Raw genomic sequence first — 18,876 nt, 5'->3', positions numbered from 1 at the left:
GCGCGCGATGCGACAACTCTGATTCGCGCGGATGCGCGCGCCGCGGCAGGCAACCGCGGGCGGATGGCCTGGCGATGGCGGGAACGGAAGACGCGGAGATGAAGCGCAAAGGCGCCGACAGGCGCCGGGAAAGCGAAGGCCGGACAGCGAAGGCCCGACAGATGCGGAAAGCGAAGACCAAAGAAAAAGGGCTTCCATTTCTGGAAGCCCTTCTCTTCTTGATAGGTGGTGCGGCTGGCAGGATTCGAACCCACGACCCCTTGGTTCGTAGCCAAGTACTCTATCCAACTGAGCTACAGCCGCACTCGAGAAAGAAATTATATCGTACTTTTGGGTTTTGTGAACCCCCTTCTGGCATATTTCCGGTTTTTCTTTCGGCCAGCGTGGACTTTCTATAATGACAGCCCTATCGAAGTGATCCGTACCATGAACAAGGCATTCGTCAAAGAGTCGTCCGGCGATGAGGACGACGACCTGCCAGAGGGCGCCGCGCCGCTGCCGCCGGGCAGCAAGAACTACATCACCGCGCAGGGCTACCAGCGCCTGCGCGACGAGCTGATGCACCTGATCGACACGGAGCGCCCCGAGGTGGTCCAGATCGTCTCGTGGGCCGCGTCCAACGGCGACCGCTCCGAGAACGGCGACTATCTCTACGGCAAGAAACGCCTGCGCGAGATCGACCGCCGCATCCGCTTCCTGACCCGCCGCCTGGACAAGGCCGAGGTGGTGGACCCGTCCGTGCAGGGTGACAACGACCAGATCTTCTTCGGCGCCACGGTGACTTACGCCAACCGGGCCGGCGAAGAGACCACCGTCACCATCGTCGGCATGGACGAGGTGGACCTCGACAGCAACCACGTGAGCTGGATCTCGCCGGTCGCGCGCGCGCTGATCAAGGCGCGCGAAGGCGACACCGTGCCCCTGCACACGCCCAACGGCGTCGAGCAGATCGATATCCTGGAAGTCCGCTACCCGAAGCAGCCGGCCGCGCAGCCCGGCAAGGCCTGAGCCCCCGGCGCCGCGCGCGCGGCGGCGTCAGCCGTCGTTGCGGTCGCGGAAGATGCGGATCACGTCCGGGTTGCGCCGCAGCGCCCGCATCACGTTGGCGAGGTGCAGGCGGTTCTGCACCTGGATGACGAACTGCATGTAGGTGGCCTCCTGGTGGCCGCCCTCCTGCTGCTCCATCGAGACGTGCGCCACGTTGGCGTCGGCCGAGGTCAGGTCCGCCGCCACGCGCGCGACGATGCCCTTGACGTTGCGCACCATGACCTTGATCGAGGCGTCGAACGCGCGCGTGGTCTTGCGCGCCCACATCACGTCGATCCAGTGCTCCGGGTCCTTGCTGTGCAGGCGCTTGGCCACCTTGCAGTCCTGCACGTGGATCTGCAGGCCTTCGCCCTTGCCCAGGTAGCCGACGATGGAGTCGCCGGGAATCGGGCGGCAGCACGCCGAGAAGATCATCGACATGCCTTCGTCGCCGGTGATCGGCACCGCCGGCGCTTCGTCGCCGGCGAAGGTCTGCACGGCGGCCAGCAAGGCGCTGTCGACGTCGCCGGACAGGTCCTGCAGCAGGATCTCCATGCGCTTGGCCACCACGGCCGGCACGCGCCGGCCCAGCGCCAGGTCGGCGAAGATGTCCTCGCGGTGCTTGTTGCCGGTCCACTGCACCATGCGGTCCCACACCGACTGCGGCAGCGCCTTGAGCTCGATGCCGAGCTGGCGCGCGGACTGCTCCAGCAGGCGCTCGCCGAGCTGGATGGCTTCGTCGAGGCGCGTGGTCTTGAGGTAGTGGCGAATCGCCGCGCGCGCCTTGCCGGTGCGCACGAAGGCCAGCCACGCCGGATTGGGCTTGGAGTACGGCGCCGTCACCACCTCGACGATGTCGCCGCTCTTGAGCTCGGTGCGCAGCGGCAGCAGCTCGTTGTTGATCTTGACCGCCACGCACTGGTTGCCGAGGTCGCTGTGCACGGCGTAGGCGAAATCGAGCGCGGTGGCGCCGCGCGGCAGCGCGCGGATGTGCCCCTTGGGCGTGAACACGTAGACCGCGTCCGGGAACAGGTCGATCTTGACGTGCTCGAGGAATTCCTGCGAATCGCCGGTCTGGCTCTGGATGTCGAGCAGCGACTGCAGCCACTGATGGGCCTGCTGCTGGATGTCGTTGGCCTGGTCGGCCTGGTGCTTGTACATCCAGTGCGCGGCCACGCCGGCCTCGGCGATCTGGTGCATGTCGCGCGTGCGGATCTGGAATTCCACCGGCGTGCCGAACGGGCCCACCAGCGTGGTGTGCAGCGACTGGTAGCCGTTGATCTTGGGGATCGCGATGTAGTCCTTGAACTTGCCCGGCATCGGCTTGTACAGGCCGTGCAGCGCGCCCATCGCCATGTAGCAGTGCATCTGCGTCTCCACCACCACGCGGAAGCCGTAGACGTCGAGCACCTGCGAGAACGACAACTGCTTGTCGTGCATCTTGCGGTAGATGCTGTACAGCGTCTTCTCGCGCCCGGACAGCTCGGCCACGATGCCGGCGTCGCCCAGCGCCTTCTGCGCCGCCTCCAGGATGCGCTTGACCACCTCGCGCCGGTTGCCGCGCGCGGCCTTGACGGCCTTCTCGAGCGTGGCGTAGCGGAACGGCGAGCCGACCTTGAACGACAGTTCCTGCAGCTCGCGGTAAGTGGTGTTGAGACCGAGCCGGTGCGCGATCGGCGCGTAGATCTCCATCGTCTCGAGCGCGATCCGGCGCCGCTTCTCGGGCGGCACGAAATCGAGCGTGCGCATGTTGTGGGTGCGGTCGGCCAGCTTGACCAGGATCACCCGCACGTCGCGCGCCATCGCCAGCAGCATCTTGCGGAAGCTCTCCGCCTGCGCCTGCTCGCGGCTCTGGAATTCGAGCTTGTCCAGCTTGGTCAGGCCGTCGACCAGCTCGGCCACCTTGGGGCCGAATTTCTCGGCCAGCTCGCTCTTGGTGATGCCCTGGTCTTCCATCACGTCGTGCAGCAGCGCGGCCATGATGGACTGGACGTCGAGCTTCCAGTCCGCGCACAGCTCGGCCACCGCCACCGGATGGGTGATGTAGGGCTCGCCGCTCTGGCGGTACTGGCCCAGGTGCGCCTCGTCGGAGAACTGGAAGGCCTCGCGCACGATGGCCTGGTCGGCCGGCTTCAGGTAGGCCAGCTTCTCCATCAGCCGGCCGATCGAGATGACCTGCTGGCGCGGCGGCACCGCGGGCTGCGAGGTCGGGCCGAAGAAGTGGCGGTAGGACTGCGCCAGGACGGCGTCGATGAACAGCGCGTCGCCCGGCGTGGCGGCGGCCGGCGCCTCGCTCAGCTCGCCTTCGGCCGCGGCCTGCGCGGCGCGGCCCTTGCCCGAGCCCATCGCGGGCGCGGCCGCGCGCTCGCCGACGACGTTGTCGCCGAGCGGATCGGGAAGATTGGGAGCGCCGGTGCGTGCCGTCACGGGCGGATGGCCGGTCCCGGCGCGCTTGCGCGAGACGGGCGGCGCTGCTTCGCCGCCCGCATCACCAGGCACTTCCCCGTGCGGGCGCGAAGGCGCGCCCGGAGGGCTCGCCGTGGCGGCAGGAGAGGAAGGCTGGGAAGAAGACATCGGGGCGGCCTCTGTGATCTGGCTGTGCAATCGCGTTCGCGAACAGGTACGTCAGCAGGTGCAGCAAGCGCTGGATGCAAAGGTACGCATTGCGAAGACTGGCCACGGCCGCCCGAAAATCAGGTGGGTACCTTCTTGAGCATCTCGATGCCGACCTGGCCCGACGCGATCTCGCGCAGCGCCACCACGGTCGGTTTGTCCTTGGCCTCGACCTTGGGCGTATGACCCTGCACCAACTGACGGGCCCGGTACGTCGCCGCGAGCGCGAGCTCGAAACGATTCGGGATGTGTTTCAGACAATCTTCGACGGTAATACGCGCCATATCAAATCCACCTCGGGACAAAACCTATGCGATGCCGGCTATTTTACAGCACGCGGGAAAAACCGTTCCCGCGCGCCCCCGGGCTCAATGAATCCCGAGCTCGATGAAGAGGTCGGTGTGGCGCGCCTTTTGCGACGAAAAGCGCAGACGGGTGGCGCGGATCACGGTGCGCAGCTCCTCCAGCGCCCGCTCGAATATCTCGTTGATGATGACGTAGTCCGACTCGGAAGCGTGCGCCATCTCGCTGCCGGCGGCCAGCAGGCGCCGCACGATCACGTTGGGCTCGTCCTGGCCGCGCTTGTTCAGGCGCTCCTCGAGCGCCGACAGCGACGGCGGCAGGATGAAGATTTCCGTGGCGTTGGAGAAGCGCTGGTGCACCTGCTGCGCGCCCTGCCAGTCGATCTCCAGCAGCACGTCGTTGCCCTGGGCCATCTGCTGCTCGATCCAGACGCGCGAGGTCGCGTAGTAGTTGCCGTGCACCTCGGCCCATTCGAGGAACTCGCCGCGGTCGCGCGCGGCGCGGAAGGCGTCCACCGTGGTGAAGTGGTATTCGCGCCCGTCCTGCTCGCCGGGGCGCGGCGCGCGGGTGGTGTGGGAGATGGACAGGCGGATGGCCGGGTCCTGCGCCAGCAGCGCGTTGACCAGCGTGGACTTGCCGGCGCCGGAAGGCGCCACCACCATGAACAGGTTGCCGGGGTAGGCGGTGTCGATGGCGACGTGGGACGACGTTTCACTCATGATGATCATTCGAGGTTCTGAATCTGTTCGCGCATCTGCTCGATCAGCAGCTTGAGCTCCATCGAGGCATCGGCCAGTTCCTTCGCGGCGGCCTTGGAGCCGAGCGTGTTGGCTTCGCGGTTGAGCTCCTGCATCATGAAATCGAGCCGCTTGCCGACCTGGCCGCCCTTCTTGAGGATGTGGCGGGTTTCGTTCAGGTGGGCCTGCAGGCGCGAGAGCTCTTCGGCGATGTCGATGCGGATGCCGTAGACCGTGGCTTCCTGGCGGATGCGCTCGCCGATCTCGTCGCGGCTCATCGCGGTCATGCCGTTGGGCGCGACCATGCCGAACGCCTCCTGCAGGCGCTCGGTGAGCTTTTCCTGGTGGTGGGCGATCAGCTGCGGAATGGTCGGCACGAGCCGCTCGACGATGGCCAGCATGGCCTCGATGCGCTCGACCAGCGTGGCCTTGAGCGCCTCGCCCTCGCGGCGGCGCGCCTCGAGCAACTGGGCCAGGGCGTCCCTGGCCGCCTCGGTCACGGCCTCGCGCAGCGCTTCCTGCGACAGCTCGGGCTCGACCAGCACGCCGGGCCAGCGCAGGATCTCGCCCATGCGCAGCGTGCCGGCCTCGGTGAAGGTGGCCGCCACGGTGGATTCGATCGCGCGGATCTGCGCCAGCAGCGCGTCGTTGAGCGCCAGCGTGGCGCCGCCGGTGCCGGCCTCGGCGCGCTGCAGGTTGATGCGGCACTCCAGCTTGCCGCGCGACAGCTTGGCCATGAGCATCTCGCGCAGGGCCGGCTCGAACGCCCGGCACTCTTCCGGGGCCCGGAACAGCAGGTCGAGGAATCGCGAGTTGACAGTGCGGAATTCGACCGATACGGATGCCGTCCTGCCGGTCGGCGCGCCGTGTGCGTCGGTCAGCGGCGCCTGGCGGGACGCCAGGCCGTAGCCCGTCATGCTGTGGATCATTGGATAGTCTCGCGAAATGGCCAACTGGCCGCATGGGTCCGGGCGGCGCGCGGTGCCGGGTGTCCCGCTGCCGCGCCGTCCGGATACCCGAAAGAGGGCCGATAATGGCCGCTATTGTGTTCTTTACAAGTCATCGATTAGTCAGGACAATCCGGAGGCAATCACGGTCCCGAATCCTATGACAGAGTCCAAGGGCGCAACACCTCCGAAGAGCGCACCGCTGCCCATCGGCACGCTGCTGTCCAACTACCGTATTGTAAAGAAGTTGGCCAGCGGGGGGTTCAGTTTCGTCTATCTCGCCACCGACGAGACCGGCGCGCCCGTCGCCATCAAGGAATACCTGCCTTCGTCGCTGGCGCGCCGCAAGCCCGGCGAGCTGATTCCGGTGGTGCCCGAGGAAAGCGCCGCGTCGTTCCGGCTCGGGCTCAAGTACTTCTTCGAGGAAGGCCGCTCGCTGGCCCGCATCTCGCACCCCAGCGTGGTGCGCGTGGTGAATTTCTTCCGCGAGAACTCCACCGTCTACATGGTGATGAACTACGAGCTGGGCAAGACGCTGCAGGAACACATCCTGCACGCGCGCCAGCAAGGCCGGGCCAAGGTCCTGCGCGAGCATTTCATCCGCAAGGTCTTCCACGCGCTGATGAGCGGCCTGCGCGAGGTCCACATCCACAAGCTGCTGCACCTGGACATCAAGCCCGGCAACATCTACCTGCGCGAGGACGAGTCGCCGATCCTGCTCGATTTCGGCGCCGCGCGCCAGATCCTGACGATGGAGGCGGCGCGCTTCCAGCCCATGTACACGCCCGGCTTCGCCGCGCCCGAGCTGTACGGCAAGCACAGCGAGCTCGGCCCCTGGACCGACATCTACAGCCTCGGCGCCACGCTCTACGCCTGCATGGCCGGCATGCCGCCCCAGGAAGCCAACCAGCGCGAGAAGGACGACCGCATGGCGGAGTCCCTGACGCGCCTGCGCACGAGCTACACCAACGGCCTGGTCGACCTGGTCGAATGGTGCCTGCGCCTGACGCCGTCCGAGCGGCCGCAGAGCGTGTTCCGGCTGCAGAAGGAGTTGCGCGAGCAGACCAACGCGCTCGGCGAGCAGGCCGCGGCCAGCGCGCCCGCCCCGGCCGCGGCCGAGCGCCCGATCGCCAGCCGCTTCCTGACCCTGCTGCGCAAGCGCGACGAACCCGCTGCCGGCGTCCCCGCGCGGGAAATCGGCACAAGCGGCGATTAACCTACATTCGGCCGGCGCGGCCCGCGGGCGCCGCCGGCCGAAAACCGACCCCAACAGCCAAAATGCGATTCTCCGTCTATCAGGAAAGCAGAAAAGGCGGCCGCCGCATCAACCAGGACCGCATGGGGTATTGCTTCACGCGCGATGCCCTGCTGATGGTCCTGGCCGACGGGCTCGGCGGCCACGCGCTCGGCGAAGTCGCCGCGCAGCAGGCCCTGCAGACCCTGGCGCGCCAGTTCCAGGCCCAGGCCCGGCCGTCGATCCGCAATCCGGCCGACTTCCTGCAGGACACCATCATGCTGGCCCACCGCGACATCCATCGCTACGCCGAGGCCAACGGCCTGGCCGACGTGCCGCGCACCACGGTGGTCTGCTGCCTGGTGCAGAACGGCCAGATCCACTGGGCGCACGCCGGCGACTCGCGCCTGTACCTGGTGCGCAAGGGCAACCTGCTGACCCGCACGCGCGACCACTCCAAGATCGAGAACCTGCTGCAGCAGGAGCGCGTGCTGCCGATGCAGGTGGCCAACCACCCCGAGCGCAACAAGCTCTACAACTGCCTGGGCTCGCCCAACCTGCCGCTGATCGACATCGGCGGCCCGCTGCGGCTGGAGCCCGGCGACGTCGCCCTGCTGTGCTCGGACGGCCTGTGGGGCAGCATCGAGGAGCCGCTGCTGGTCGAGAAAGTGACCAACCTGTCGGTGGTGCACGCCATCCCCGACCTGATCGACCAGGCCCTGGAGAACGCCGGCGAAGGCGCGGACAACACCACCGCCATCGCCATGATGTGGGAGCTCGACGCGCACCTGCCCAACGAGGAAGCGGTGGCGACCGAGACCCTGCCGCTCAACACCTTCACCACCTCCATCCTCGAAAACAACGGCGGCGACACCGACCTGCTGTCGGAAGAAGAGATCGAGCGCTCGATCGCCGAGATCCGCGCGGCGATCGACAAGAGCAGCAACTTCATGCGCTGAGCGCGGCGGCCTTGCCGGCCGCCCAGGTAGCCTCCGCGCCGCCCGGCGCGCAAGAACGAGGGGCAAGCGCGGGGAAGCGGAGGAAGCAGAGGAAGCGCGGGAATCGAGAAAAACCGGGAAACCGGCACGGTATCGGCGCCCGCGCCGGCGCCGGACGGGCACGCAAGCCCGGCCGGCGGTAAAATCCCGCTCCTGGACCGTTTCCCGAGACAATTCCCCCATGCGACCAAGCGGACGCGCAGCCGATGCGCTGCGCCCTATCACCCTGACCCGTCACTACACCCGCCACGCCGAAGGCGCCGTCCTGAGTGCCTTTGGCGATACCAAGGTGCTGTGCACGGCCAGCGTGCTGGCCAAGGTGCCGCCGCACAAGAAAGGCAGCGGCGAAGGCTGGGTCACGGCCGAATACGGCATGCTGCCGCGCGCCACCCACACCCGTTCGGACCGCGAGGCCGCGCGCGGCAAGCAGACCGGCCGCACGCAGGAAATCCAGCGCCTGATCGGCCGCGCCATGCGCTCGGTGTTCGATCTCGCCGCGCTCGGCGAATACACCATCCACCTCGACTGCGACGTGCTCCAGGCCGACGGCGGCACGCGCACCGCGGCCATCACCGGCGCCTTCGTGGCGGCGCACGACGCCATCTCCGCCATGCTGCGCGACGGCCTGCTCACGGCCAGCCCGATCCGCGACTTCGTCGCCGCCGTGTCGGTCGGCATGGTCGACGGCAAGGCCGTGCTCGACCTCGACTACGCCGAGGACAGCAGCTGCGACACCGACATGAACGTGGTGATGACCGGCAGCGGCGGCTTCGTCGAAGTGCAGGGCACCGCCGAAGGCGCGCCGTTCAGCCGCGCCGACCTCGACGCCATGACCCGCCTGGCCGAACAAGGCATCGCCGAGCTGGTGACGCACCAGCGCCGCGCGCTGGGCCTGGCCTGATGAACCGAACCCAACGGTGAACGCGATGCAACGCCTGGTCCTCGCCTCCAACAATCCCGGCAAGCTCGGCGAGTTCGGCGCGCTGCTCGCGCCGCTGGGCTATGACGTGGTGCCGCAGGGCCAGCTCGGCATTCCCGAGGCCGATGAGCCGTTCGCCACCTTCGTCGAGAACGCGCTCACCAAGGCGCGCCATGCCAGCCGCCTGTCCAACCTGCCCGCGCTGGCCGACGACTCCGGCATCTGCGTGGACGCGCTCGACGGCGCGCCGGGCGTCTACTCGGCGCGCTACGCGCAGCTCGTGGGCAAGCCCCGGTCGGACGCCGCCAACAACGCGCACCTGATCTCGCAGCTGGCCGGCAAGCTCAACCGGCATGCCTACTACTACTGCGTGCTGGTGCTGGTGCGCCATGCCGACGACCCGCGCCCGGTGATCGCCGAAGGCGTGTGGGCCGGCGAGGTGGTCGACGCGCCGCGCGGCAGCGCCGGCTTCGGCTACGACCCGCATTTCCTGCTGCCGCAGCTGGGCAAGACCGCGGCCGAGCTCAGCGCCGAGGAAAAGAACACCATCAGCCACCGCGCGCAGGCGCTCAAGGCGCTGACCGAGCGCCTGCGCGCTTCGGGCAGCCACCACGCGCGGTCATGATCCCGATCGTTCCCGCCGCGCAGACCGGCGCGGCCGTCCCCGCCGACACCAAGTCGCTGTGGCTGCAGCCCGGCCAGATCTCGCTGCCCGGCTCGCCGCCGCTGTCGCTCTACGTGCACGTGCCGTGGTGCGTGCGCAAGTGCCCGTACTGCGATTTCAACTCGCACGCGGTGCCCGGCGCCGCCGGCAGCCACGACATCCCCGAAGACGCCTACCTCGACGCGCTGCGCGCCGATCTCGAGCAGTCGCTGCCGCTGGTGTGGGGCCGCCCCGTGCATACCGTGTTCATCGGCGGCGGCACGCCGAGCCTGCTGTCGGCCACCGGCATGGACCGCCTGCTGTCCGACATCCGCGCGCTGCTGCCGCTCGACGCCGACGCCGAGATCACCCTGGAGGCCAACCCCGGCACCTTCGAGGCCGAGCGCTTCGCCAGCTATCGCGCCAGCGGCATCAACCGCCTGTCGATCGGCATCCAGAGCTTCAACGACCGCCACCTCGCCGCGCTCGGGCGCATCCACGGCGGCGAGGAAGCGCGCGCCGCCATCCGCATCGCGCTGGCCAACTTCGACAACGTCAACCTGGACCTGATGTACGCGCTGCCCGGCCAGACCCTGGCCGAATGCGCCGAGGACCTGGAAACCGCGCTGTCGTTCGGCACCACGCACCTGTCGCTGTACCACCTGACGCTCGAGCCCAACACCCTGTTCGCCAAGTTCCCGCCGGCGCTGCCCGACGACGACAGCGCCTACGAGATGCAGGACCTGATCGACGCGCGCACCGCGCAGGCCGGCTACCGGCACTACGAGACCTCCGCCTACGCGAAGCCGCACCGCCAGGCGCGCCACAACCTCAACTACTGGCGCTTCGGCGACTACCTCGGCATCGGCGCCGGCGCGCACGGCAAGCTCTCGTTCCCGCACCGCGTGCTGCGCCAGATGCGCCACAAGCATCCGGCCACCTACATGGCGCAGGCGATAGCCGGCAGCGCGGTGCAGGAAAGCCACGACGTCCCCGCCGCGGACCTGCCCTTCGAGTTCATGCTCAACGCGCTGCGCCTGACCGACGGCGTGCCGGCCAGCACCTTCTTCGACCACACCGGCCTGCCGCTGCACACCATCAGCCGCGACCTCGCCGCGGCCGAAAAAAAAGGCCTGCTCGAAGCCGACCTCGCCACCATCAAGCCCACCGAGCTGGGACGGCGCTTCCTCAACGACCTGCAGGAGATGTTCCTGAAGGGCTGAAGCGCGCCGATGGCGGCGCAGGCGCCGCCATGCAATACGGCCACCCGAGGGTGGCCGTATGTTTTCGTCAGGACAGCATCAGTACGGCGTTGCCATGTCGTTGGCCACCTGCGCGCGGGCGCCCACGCGCAGATTGCTCACGTTGCGCTGCGTGACCGTCGCCAGGCGGCCATCGTCGAGCCGCACGTTGACGCGGTAGACCGTCTCGGGGCCGCTCACGCGCTTCTCCACCTGGTTGCCGGCCACGCCGCCCAGCACCGCGCCGCCGATGGTGGCCACCGTGTTGCCGGTGCCGCCGCCGATCTGGTGGCCCAGCAGGCCGCCCGCGACGCCGCCGATCACCGTGCCGAGCAGGCCCGAACTGCCGCCCTGCTGCGTGGCAACCGGCTCGATCGACTCGACGCGGCCATAGAACACCGACCCCGCCGGGGCCTGGTAGGTGGTGGCGCCGGGCTGCTGGTAGCCCGGCTGCTGATACCCCTGCTGCGGATAACCCGGCTGCTGGTAGCCGCCCTGCGGCGGCGGCGCGTTATAACCGCCGCCGTAACCGCCGTTGTAGCCACCGCCATAACCGCCGGGCGCCGCGCATCCGGCCAGGCCAACCACGGCGGCCGCTGCCGCCACGCCCAACAGAGTCTTGCCGTTCATCAGAATTCTCCTCGATTGATCGCAACTGCGTGAAATTGCCGGAGAGCGAGCGGACCGGAACCACGACCACGCCGCGCCGCATGTGCGCTCTCACGCATGATAGGAGCCGAAGGCCCCGACCAAGGTTCCATCTTGCCAGACTCGCGCGCGACAAACCCGTGCCCCGCTCCATGCCCTTGCTATAATGCGCGCTCTTTCCTTCCCGGAAGCGTGGCCGAGTGGTTTAAGGCAGCAGTCTTGAAAACTGCCGATGGGGTGACCCATCCGTGAGTTCGAATCTCACCGCTTCCGCCAGTTCCTCTCGAATCCCCCGGCACGAAAATCCGCCTTCCGCCGTCCGCGCGAGAAAACGGCACGCATTTCGCGTATTCCCGTACCGGCCGCACCCCGGCAATCCACAGTCCCCAAGAACTGCCTAGAATTCGCTTTCGCCGATTTCCCGCGTCCGCGTATTGCCGTTGGGCACCTTGTAAAGCGTGAGCGTGGTCTTGCTGTATTGCGTGCCGTTGTATTCGGCGGTTTCATCGAGCGTGAACGGCTCCGACCTGGAAATCCTGCCGGTATCGAGGTCCATGTAGCGGACATCGAAATCGCCGGGCGCGATGCCCGCGAATTCGAAGGATGCGCCGGCCTTGATGAAAGCGAACCGCACGGGCGTCTTGCTGCCCGCGTTCAGCGAGAACACCTTCAGGAACACGTCCGCGTCATTGCGCGTGTTGTCTATCGTCAGCGTCGAGAGGCCGTTGGTCTTCAGGACGGGATAACCGGGCACATAGCCGCTCCGGTTCGGCCACGGATAGCCGTTGGGCGCCGTGGGCCTGCGTGCATAGCGCGGCGCGGGTTCGGGCAGCGCCAGCGGCTGTTCGCGCGCGGCGGCCGGCAAGACGCGCATCGGCAGCGGCGCGGAGGCCGCGGGCGTCCATGCCGGCGCCGGCGCGGCGCGGTCCGGCGCGCGGGACGAGGTCGAGAACGCGGCGTATATCGCCACGCCGGCAATGATCATGACGACCACCTTCCCGGCGCCGGAACCGCCGCCGGGTGCCGGCGCGGCCTTGGGCTTGGCCGCGCCCTGCGTACTGGCCTGGCGCGGCGCCGGGCCGGGACGCTTCGCGGAAGCGGACGCGGAAGACGACGAGGAAGCCGCCGGGGCGGGCCGCGCCTGCGCCCGGGCGTGCAGCGCGGCGGCCTTCTCGGCCTGCTCCTGCGCCAGGATCCAGGCGTCATGCTGCGCGCGCCGCACGGGGTCGATCAGGACCTCGTAGGCCGTGTTGATGATCGTCATGTTCCGGTGCGACTCGGGCGAGCCGTTGTTCCGGTCCGGATGATGCTTCTGGCTCAGCGCCTTGTATGCCGCGCGAATGACCTCCGGTGGTGCTTCACGAGAAATCTTCAGATTATCGTAATGTGTATGCATTCCCGTCGTTGCCCCAAGCAAGTCGGCGCCGATTTTACCCGGGGCGCCGAAACAAGGGAATCTCCCGAAAGGCAGGGCACTGCCCACGCCGGATTTTCCGGCCGCGGGCCAATGCCGGCCCAATACCGGCCCAATCCCGGACCCATCCCGGCTGCCATTTCCATTTACCTGTATCGGCAAGAACGCGCCATTTTCAAGCGCGGGCGAAACCGGCCGGCGCCGTCCGCGGCCGACCGCATGCGCCGCGGGCGTCCTCACGCCGCCGGCGCCGTCAGCAGCCGGTACGCTTCTTCCTCGGAAATCTTCAGGTGGTAATGGCGCGACAGCATGCGCGCGAACTGGCGCGCCGCCGGCGGCTCGCAATGCCTGAGCTGCTCGCGGTAGGCTTCGAGCTCGAAGCGCAGCCGCCAGCGCGGGCTGAGCAGGTAGAGCACGCCCATCAGGCCGCAGGAGCGCCAGAACTGGCGCACGTGCACCTTCTCGTGCTCGATCAGCGCGTGGCTCGCGCCGGGCCGCAGCAGGATCAGCGGGCCGGGCGTGAAGCCATCGAAACGGCGCGGCACCAGCCAGCGGGTTTCGACCAGCACGCAGGGCGGCGACTTGCAGAAGCGGATGAGGGGGCGGCGCATGCCGGCAAGCGTAGCAGGCCGCGGGACCGCCAGGTAAAAAGCCCCGCCGCGATGGCGGGGCAAGGAGCATGACATCGGCGCTGCCGCGCCAGCCGCGCGGCTCGTGCGCGCTTATTCGCTGGTGATCTTCCCGGCCTCGATCACGGCCTTCCAGCGCTGCAGTTCCTGCCTCTCGAACTGGTCGAACTGCTCGGGCGTGTTGGCGACCACCTCGAAACCGCTTTCGGCCAGCTTCTGGCGCATCTGCGGATCGGCCAGCGCGCTGACCAGCGCGGCGTGCAGCCTGGCCTTGACGTCCTTGGGCAGCCCGCGCGGCGCGGCCACGGCCTGCCACGAGTAGACGTCCACGTCCTTGACGCCGCCTTCGGTCATGGTGGGCACGTTGGGCAGCACCGGCGAGCGCTTGTCGCCGGTCACGGCCAGCGCCTTGAGCTTGCCGCTGCGGATGTGCTGCAGCACCGCGTTGATGTTCTGGAACGACGCATCGACCTGCCCGGCCAGCAGATCGGAGATCGCCGGCGCGCCGCCCTTGTAGGGCACGTGCAGCCCGTCGGTGCCGGATTTCTGCCAGAACAGCGCGGCGGTCAGGTGGTCGGACGAGCCCGCGCCGGAAGTCGCGAACGACACCTTGCCCGGGTTCTTCTTCATGTACGCCACCAGTTCCTGCAGGTTGCCGGCGGGGAAGCCCGGCTTGGTCACGAGCACGTTGGGCGCGCGCACCGCCACCGTCAGCAGGTCGAAATCCTTGACCGGATCATAGGGCAGGTTCTTCTGCAGGAAGGGATTCACGGCGTAGACGCCGATCGACGCCACCATCAACGTGTAGCCGTCGGCCGGCGCGCGCTTGACCATCGCCGCGCCGATGGCGCCGGTCGCGCCCGGGCGGTTGTCCACCACGAAGGGCTGGCCGAGCTTCTCGTTGAGCGGCGGCGCCAGCATGCGCGCGATGGTGTCGGTGGAGCCGCCGGCCGGGAACGGCACGACCACCGAGACGGCCTTGGTCGGCCAGGTCTGCGCGGCGGCAGCGCTGATGCCGCCGGCGGCCGCCACTGCGGCGACCAGGGCGCCGGCGAGCGCGCACAGCCTGCGCCGCGCGGACGGTTGTTGGAACGGGTTCATGGTGTCTCCTTGGTTCTCGATGCGTGATGCGGGCATGGCGGACATGCCGGATGTCCCGGGCTTTCGACTTCTGATCGGATACCGCTTGTTTTCTTGTGCTGCCGGCCACGGAAAGGCGCGCTCACCTCACCATGCACGGCGCCTTGTTGTCGAACTTCCAGCCGGGAATCAGGAACTGCATGGCCACGGCATCGTCGCGCGCGCCCAGGCCCATGCGCTTGTAGCGCTCGTGCGCGAGCGCCACCTGCGCCATGTCGAGCTCCACGCCGAGGCCGGGCGCCTTCGGCACGGCGACCTTGCCGTTCTCGATCTTCAACGGCGCGCGGGTCAGGCGCTCGCCGTCCTGCCAGATCCAATGCGTGTCGATGGCGGTGACGCGCCCCGGCGCGGCGGCGGCCACGTGGGTGAACATGGCCAGCGAGATGTCGAAGTGGTTGTTCGAGTGCGAGCCCCACGTGAGGCCCCACTCCGCGCACATCTGCGCCACGCGCACCGAGCCCTGCATGGTCCAGAAATGCGGGTCGGCCAGCGGGATGTCCACCGACTGCAGGCGCACCGCGTGGCCCATCTGGCGCCAGTCGGTGGCGATCATGTTGGTGGCGGTGGGCAGGCCGGTCGCGGTGCGGAACTCGGCCATGATCTCGCGGCCCGAGTAGCCGTCCTCGGCGCCGCACGGATCTTCCGCGTAGGCCAGCACGCCGTGCTTGTCGCGGCACAGGCGCACGGCTTCGGCCAGCGACCACGCGCCGTTCGGGTCGAGCGTGATGCGCGCCCTGGGAAAACGCTCGGCCAGCGCGACGATCGCCTCCATCTCCTCGTCGCCGCGCAGCACGCCGCCCTTGAGCTTGAAGTCGTTGAAGCCGTAGCGCTCGAACGCGGCCTCGGCGAGGCGGACCACGCCGGCGGCGTCCATCGCCGCCTCGTTGCGCAGGCGGAACCAGGCGTTGTCGGCATCGGGCTCGCCGCGGTAGCCGAGCGTGGTGCGGTTGCGGTCGCCCACGTAGAACAGGTAGCCCAGCATCTCCACCGCGTCGCGCTGCTGCCCTTCGCCGAGCAGCGCCGCCACCGGCACGCCGAGGTGCTTGCCGAGCAGGTCGAGCAGCGCCGCCTCCAGCGCGGTGACGGCGTGGATGGTAATGCGCAGGTCGAAGGTCTGCAGGCCGCGGCCGCCAGCGTCGCGGCTGGCGAAGGCGCCGCGCACGCGGTTGAGCACCGCCTGGTAGTTGCCGACCGGCTGGCCCACCACCAGCTCGCGCGCCTCTTCCAGCGTCTGGCGGATGCCCTCCCCGCCCGGCACCTCGCCCACGCCGGTGTTGCCGGCGCTGTCGGCCAGGATGACGATGTTGCGGGTGAAGAACGGGCCGTGCGCGCCGGACAGGTTCATCAGCATGCTGTCGTGGCCGGCCACCGGGATCACGGTCAGCGCGGTGACGACGGGCGTGCCGGTGGCGGGCGCGCTTGCCGGCGAGGCGTCGCGGGCAGCGGAAACAGGCGTTTGGGTCATGTCGGATTTCGGCGCAAGGTGCGGCGCAATGCGCGCCGGACGGCCAGGCGGCGGCCGGCGCTGCGGGTTGTCTCGGGCTTGGCTGCGCCGGCTGGGGCCGGCTTTCTCATGCTAGCGGCGGTGGCAGGCCGCGGTGCGCGGCGGCAAGTCTCGTCCTGCCAGAAAGCTGTTATCGGTCGTCATATGACTTACGACGCAGTATAATGAGGCCATCGCGACCCGGTCAAGTCCCCGCCCTCACCATGTCAAACCCCATGCTCGCTTCCTCCACCCCGCTGCGGCGCCGCGGCCGCACGCTTGCCGAAGAGGCGGTGAGCAACCTGAGCGAACGGATCCAGCAGGGCGCGCTCAAGCCGGGCGACAAGCTGCCCACCGAGTCGGAGATCATGAGCGCGCTGGGCGTGAGCCGCACCGTGGTGCGTGAAGCGCTGTCGCGCCTGCAGGCCAGCGGCCTGGTCGAGACCCGCCACGGCATCGGCACCTTCGTGCTGGCGCGCCCGACCGAGAGCGCCTCGCCGTTCCGCATCGACCCCGCCGCCATGATCACCGCGATGGACGTGCTGGCCATGCTGGAATTCCGCGTCAGCCTGGAGGCCGAGGCCGCCAGCCTCGCCGCCACGCGCCGCAGCGACGAACAGCTCGCGGTCATGCGCGGCGCGCTCGACGAGCTCAAGCGCACCGCCACCGACGGCAAGGATTCGGTGGGCGCGGACTTCGAATTCCACCTCGCCATCGCGCGCGCCACCGGCAACCGCTATTTCACCGACATCATGGGCCACCTGGGCACCACGGTGATTCCGCGCAGCCGCCTGCACGTGAGCGCGCAGGAGCGCGCGCAGTACCTCGAGCGCGTCAACATCGAGCACGAGAACATCTACGACGCCATCGAGCGGCGCGACCCCGAAGGCGCCAAGGCGGCGATGCGCATGCACCTGACCAACAGCCGCGAGCGGCTGCGCAAGGCGTCGGCCGCGGTCGAGGGCGGCTGAGCCGCCGCTCCGCCGGCACCATCCGCCGCCCCATCGTCCTATAGCCGTATAGCCCTATCGCCCCGTCTCCCCATGCCCCAGCGGCCGCACGCCCCGTGCTACCGGCCTTCCGCTTGTGGGCAAGGCAGATGTTGTTGTAGGATGTCTTATGATTATGCGCGGCGCACCGCCGCGCCCGGCCCGTCACCCCGCCCGCAGCCCGGGCGCCCATTTGACCGCAGTCGAAGGAACCCCCTCCCATGACCACCACCGCCATCACCGGTGAAATGCTGATCGGCGCCAGCGCCGTGCGCGGCACCGCCGAGATCCTCCATGCCACCAACCCGGCCACCGGCGAGATCCTCGCGCCGGCGTTCCACGGCGGCGACGCGGCCGATGCCGCGCGCGCCTGCGCGCTGGCCGACGCGGCCTTCGACACCTACCGCCACACCTCGCCCGAGACGCGCGCGCAGTTCCTGGAAGCCATCGCCGGCGGCCTGGAAGCGCTGGGCGACACGCTGATCGAGCGCGCCCACGCCGAAAGCGCGCTGCCGCTGGCGCGCCTGCAAGGCGAGCGCGCCCGCACCGCCAACCAGTTGCGCCTGTTCGCAAGCGTGCTGCGCGACGGCCGCTGGCAAGCCGCCACGCTCGACGCCGCGCTGCCCGAGCGCACCCCGCCGCGCCCCGACCTGCGCCTGCAGAAGATCGCCGTGGGTCCGGTCGCGGTGTTCGGCGCCAGCAACTTCCCGCTGGCGTTCTCGGTGGCGGGCGGCGATACCGCGTCGGCGCTGGCGGCCGGCTGCCCGGTGGTGGTCAAGGCGCACCCGGCCCACCCCGGCACCTCCGAGCTGGTCGGCCGCGTGATCCAGCAGGCGGTGGCCGATGCCGGCCTGCCGGAAGGCGTGTTCTCGCTGCTGGCCGGCGGCTTCGCCATCGGCACCGCGCTGGTGGCGCACCCGGCGATCCAGGCGGTCGGCTTCACCGGCTCGCGCAGCGGCGGCCTGGCCCTGGTGCAGGCCGCCAACAGCCGGCCGCAGCCGATCCCGGTCTATGCCGAGATGAGCAGCATCAACCCGGTGTTCCTGCTGCCCGCCGCGCTCAACGCGCGCGCCGCCGACATCGCGCGCAACCTGGTGGAATCGCTGGTGATGGGCGTGGGCCAGTTCTGCACCAACCCCGGCCTGCTGCTGGCGGTGGAAAGCCCGGCGCTCGACGTGTTCCGCCAGGGCACGGTCGCCGCGCTGGCGGAGAAGGCCGCGGGCACCATGCTGACGCCGGGCATCTGCCAGGCTTATGAAAAGGGCGTGGCGCAACTGAACGAGATCGAAGGCCTGCGCCGCATCGGCAGCGGCCTGGCGGCCAACGGCCCCAACCAGGCCCGCCCGGCGCTGTTCGAGACCACCGCGGCGCAGTTCCTCGCCGACCACCGCATGGAGGCGGAAGTGTTCGGCCCGACCTCGGTGCTGGTGGTCTGCCGCGACCACGCGGAAATGCTGGCCGTGGCGCGCCGCCTCGAAGGCCAGCTCACCGCTACCGTGCAGGCCGACGCCGGCGACCGCGCCGAGGCCGCCAGCCTGCTGACGGTGCTCGAGCGCAAGGTGGGCCGCGTGCTGTTCAACGGCTATCCCACCGGCGTGGAGGTGGCCTACGCGATGGTGCACGGCGGCCCGTTCCCGGCGACGTCGGACACGCGCTCGACCTCGGTGGGCGCTTCCGCCATCGAGCGTTTCCTGCGCCCGGTGTGCTACCAGAACGTGCCGGCCGAGCTGCTGCCGCCGGTGCTGCAGGATGGCAATCCGCTGGGCGCGTGGCGCCTGAAGGATGGGCAGCTCGGGCGCGAATAAGCGCACGCGGCAGGCGTTGCCGTCATGACGAAGGGCCGGGGATTCCGGCCCTTTTTTCGTTCGCGGACGGCATCATCCTGCCCGCTGTTTTCTCCCCTCTCCCGCCT

At 69.0% G+C, this 18,876-nt stretch carries 17 protein-coding genes and 2 tRNA genes; 9 read left to right on the top strand and 10 right to left on the bottom strand.

Features of this window, described 5'->3' with window-relative positions:
- Positions 1 to 226: 226 nt before the first annotated feature.
- A tRNA-Arg gene (locus tag ACWTPI_RS05885) sits at positions 227 to 303 on the bottom strand.
- Positions 304 to 426: 123 nt separating this feature from the next.
- On the opposite strand from ACWTPI_RS05885, the gene greB reads away from it, so the two are divergent.
- A complete protein-coding gene (greB, locus tag ACWTPI_RS05880) occupies positions 427 to 1,008 on the top strand; it encodes a transcription elongation factor GreB (RefSeq protein ID WP_020205030.1) in 582 nt (193 codons plus the stop codon).
- A 27-nt stretch (positions 1,009 to 1,035) separates the two neighbouring features.
- On the opposite strand, the gene ACWTPI_RS05875 is transcribed toward greB, so the two are convergent.
- From ACWTPI_RS05875 to ACWTPI_RS05860, 4 genes are all read right to left on the bottom strand, one after another.
- Positions 1,036 to 3,453, bottom strand: a complete 2,418-nt coding sequence (locus ACWTPI_RS05875) for a RelA/SpoT family protein (RefSeq protein WP_454731176.1) — start codon at positions 3,451 to 3,453, stop codon at positions 1,036 to 1,038.
- A 266-nt stretch (positions 3,454 to 3,719) separates the two neighbouring features.
- Positions 3,720 to 3,923 (bottom strand): DNA-directed RNA polymerase subunit omega, encoded by a 204-nt coding sequence (gene rpoZ, locus ACWTPI_RS05870; RefSeq protein WP_006578656.1) that lies wholly within the window; start codon positions 3,921 to 3,923, stop codon positions 3,720 to 3,722.
- 84 nt (positions 3,924 to 4,007) lie between these two features.
- The gene (gmk, locus tag ACWTPI_RS05865) at positions 4,008 to 4,661 is read right to left on the bottom strand and encodes a guanylate kinase (RefSeq protein WP_020205028.1); all 654 of its coding nucleotides are present in this window, start codon (positions 4,659 to 4,661) and stop codon (positions 4,008 to 4,010) included.
- 5 nt (positions 4,662 to 4,666) lie between these two features.
- On the bottom strand, positions 4,667 to 5,608 hold the full coding sequence (locus ACWTPI_RS05860; RefSeq protein ID WP_020205027.1) for a YicC/YloC family endoribonuclease: 942 nt from the start codon (positions 5,606 to 5,608) through the stop codon (positions 4,667 to 4,669).
- Between the two features lie 178 nt (positions 5,609 to 5,786).
- Here ACWTPI_RS05860 and ACWTPI_RS05855 point away from each other — a divergent pair, with 178 nt between their 5' ends.
- The 5 genes from ACWTPI_RS05855 to hemW all read left to right on the top strand — a co-directional run bounded on the left by ACWTPI_RS05855 (position 5,787) and on the right by hemW (position 10,643).
- Complete coding sequence (locus ACWTPI_RS05855) at positions 5,787 to 6,842, top strand: serine/threonine protein kinase (RefSeq protein WP_029044028.1); 1,056 nt, start codon at positions 5,787 to 5,789, stop codon at positions 6,840 to 6,842.
- Between the two features lie 62 nt (positions 6,843 to 6,904).
- Positions 6,905 to 7,819 carry a PP2C family protein-serine/threonine phosphatase gene (locus ACWTPI_RS05850; RefSeq protein WP_020205025.1) on the top strand — a complete coding sequence of 305 codons (915 nt, stop codon included), beginning with the start codon at positions 6,905 to 6,907 and terminating at the stop codon, positions 7,817 to 7,819.
- A gap of 220 nt (positions 7,820 to 8,039) precedes the next feature.
- Entirely contained in the window at positions 8,040 to 8,759 is a 720-nt protein-coding gene (rph, locus tag ACWTPI_RS05845; protein ID WP_020205024.1) for a ribonuclease PH, read from the top strand.
- 25 nt (positions 8,760 to 8,784) lie between these two features.
- Positions 8,785 to 9,402 (top strand): RdgB/HAM1 family non-canonical purine NTP pyrophosphatase, encoded by a 618-nt coding sequence (gene rdgB, locus ACWTPI_RS05840; RefSeq protein ID WP_020205023.1) that lies wholly within the window; start codon positions 8,785 to 8,787, stop codon positions 9,400 to 9,402.
- Positions 9,399 to 10,643, top strand: coding sequence for a radical SAM family heme chaperone HemW (hemW, locus tag ACWTPI_RS05835; RefSeq protein ID WP_454731175.1), 1,245 nt, complete (start codon positions 9,399 to 9,401; stop codon positions 10,641 to 10,643). The genes rdgB and hemW overlap by 4 nt, the downstream gene beginning before the upstream one ends.
- Positions 10,644 to 10,721: 78 nt before the next feature.
- On the opposite strand, the gene ACWTPI_RS05830 is transcribed toward hemW, so the two are convergent.
- Entirely contained in the window at positions 10,722 to 11,291 is a 570-nt protein-coding gene (locus ACWTPI_RS05830) for an outer membrane lipoprotein (RefSeq protein WP_020205021.1), read from the bottom strand.
- A 204-nt stretch (positions 11,292 to 11,495) separates the two neighbouring features.
- On the opposite strand from ACWTPI_RS05830, the gene ACWTPI_RS05825 reads away from it, so the two are divergent.
- A tRNA-Ser gene (locus ACWTPI_RS05825) sits at positions 11,496 to 11,585 on the top strand.
- 121 nt (positions 11,586 to 11,706) lie between these two features.
- Here ACWTPI_RS05825 and ACWTPI_RS05820 read toward each other — a convergent pair.
- From ACWTPI_RS05820 to gudD, 4 genes are all read right to left on the bottom strand, one after another.
- Positions 11,707 to 12,792, bottom strand: a complete 1,086-nt coding sequence (locus tag ACWTPI_RS05820; protein ID WP_454731174.1) for a J domain-containing protein — start codon at positions 12,790 to 12,792, stop codon at positions 11,707 to 11,709.
- A 167-nt stretch (positions 12,793 to 12,959) separates the two neighbouring features.
- The gene (locus ACWTPI_RS05815) at positions 12,960 to 13,334 is read right to left on the bottom strand and encodes a hypothetical protein (protein ID WP_020205019.1); all 375 of its coding nucleotides are present in this window, start codon (positions 13,332 to 13,334) and stop codon (positions 12,960 to 12,962) included.
- Between the two features lie 111 nt (positions 13,335 to 13,445).
- Entirely contained in the window at positions 13,446 to 14,453 is a 1,008-nt protein-coding gene (locus tag ACWTPI_RS05810) for a Bug family tripartite tricarboxylate transporter substrate binding protein (RefSeq protein WP_454731173.1), read from the bottom strand.
- A gap of 121 nt (positions 14,454 to 14,574) precedes the next feature.
- On the bottom strand, positions 14,575 to 15,957 hold the full coding sequence (gudD, locus tag ACWTPI_RS05805; RefSeq protein ID WP_454731172.1) for a glucarate dehydratase: 1,383 nt from the start codon (positions 15,955 to 15,957) through the stop codon (positions 14,575 to 14,577).
- A 242-nt stretch (positions 15,958 to 16,199) separates the two neighbouring features.
- On the opposite strand from gudD, the gene ACWTPI_RS05800 reads away from it, so the two are divergent.
- Both ACWTPI_RS05800 and ACWTPI_RS05795 read left to right on the top strand, forming a co-directional pair.
- Positions 16,200 to 16,946: a FadR/GntR family transcriptional regulator gene (locus tag ACWTPI_RS05800; protein ID WP_454731171.1), complete on the top strand. Its 747-nt coding sequence runs from the start codon at positions 16,200 to 16,202 to the stop codon at positions 16,944 to 16,946.
- 239 nt (positions 16,947 to 17,185) lie between these two features.
- A complete protein-coding gene (locus ACWTPI_RS05795; protein ID WP_454731170.1) occupies positions 17,186 to 18,769 on the top strand; it encodes an aldehyde dehydrogenase (NADP(+)) in 1,584 nt (527 codons plus the stop codon).
- Positions 18,770 to 18,876 lie beyond the last annotated feature (107 nt).

This window comes from Cupriavidus ulmosensis (assembly GCF_977008105.1).
This window is presented reverse-complemented; position numbering and strand designations above follow the sequence as displayed.

Coding starts and splice junctions, on each gene's coding strand:
- greB (WP_020205030.1), top strand. CDS start 427: ATGAACAAGGCATTCGTCAAAGAGTCGTCCGGCGATGAGGACGACGAC.
- rpoZ (WP_006578656.1), bottom strand. CDS start 3,923: ATGGCGCGTATTACCGTCGAAGATTGTCTGAAACACATCCCGAATCGT.
- gmk (WP_020205028.1), bottom strand. CDS start 4,661: ATGAGTGAAACGTCGTCCCACGTCGCCATCGACACCGCCTACCCCGGC.
- ACWTPI_RS05860 (WP_020205027.1), bottom strand. CDS start 5,608: ATGATCCACAGCATGACGGGCTACGGCCTGGCGTCCCGCCAGGCGCCG.
- ACWTPI_RS05855 (WP_029044028.1), top strand. CDS start 5,787: ATGACAGAGTCCAAGGGCGCAACACCTCCGAAGAGCGCACCGCTGCCC.
- ACWTPI_RS05850 (WP_020205025.1), top strand. CDS start 6,905: ATGCGATTCTCCGTCTATCAGGAAAGCAGAAAAGGCGGCCGCCGCATC.
- rph (WP_020205024.1), top strand. CDS start 8,040: ATGCGACCAAGCGGACGCGCAGCCGATGCGCTGCGCCCTATCACCCTG.
- rdgB (WP_020205023.1), top strand. CDS start 8,785: ATGCAACGCCTGGTCCTCGCCTCCAACAATCCCGGCAAGCTCGGCGAG.
- hemW (WP_454731175.1), top strand. CDS start 9,399: ATGATCCCGATCGTTCCCGCCGCGCAGACCGGCGCGGCCGTCCCCGCC.
- ACWTPI_RS05830 (WP_020205021.1), bottom strand. CDS start 11,291: ATGAACGGCAAGACTCTGTTGGGCGTGGCGGCAGCGGCCGCCGTGGTT.
- ACWTPI_RS05815 (WP_020205019.1), bottom strand. CDS start 13,334: ATGCGCCGCCCCCTCATCCGCTTCTGCAAGTCGCCGCCCTGCGTGCTG.
- ACWTPI_RS05810 (WP_454731173.1), bottom strand. CDS start 14,453: ATGAACCCGTTCCAACAACCGTCCGCGCGGCGCAGGCTGTGCGCGCTC.
- gudD (WP_454731172.1), bottom strand. CDS start 15,957: ATGACCCAAACGCCTGTTTCCGCTGCCCGCGACGCCTCGCCGGCAAGC.
- ACWTPI_RS05800 (WP_454731171.1), top strand. CDS start 16,200: ATGTCAAACCCCATGCTCGCTTCCTCCACCCCGCTGCGGCGCCGCGGC.
- ACWTPI_RS05795 (WP_454731170.1), top strand. CDS start 17,186: ATGACCACCACCGCCATCACCGGTGAAATGCTGATCGGCGCCAGCGCC.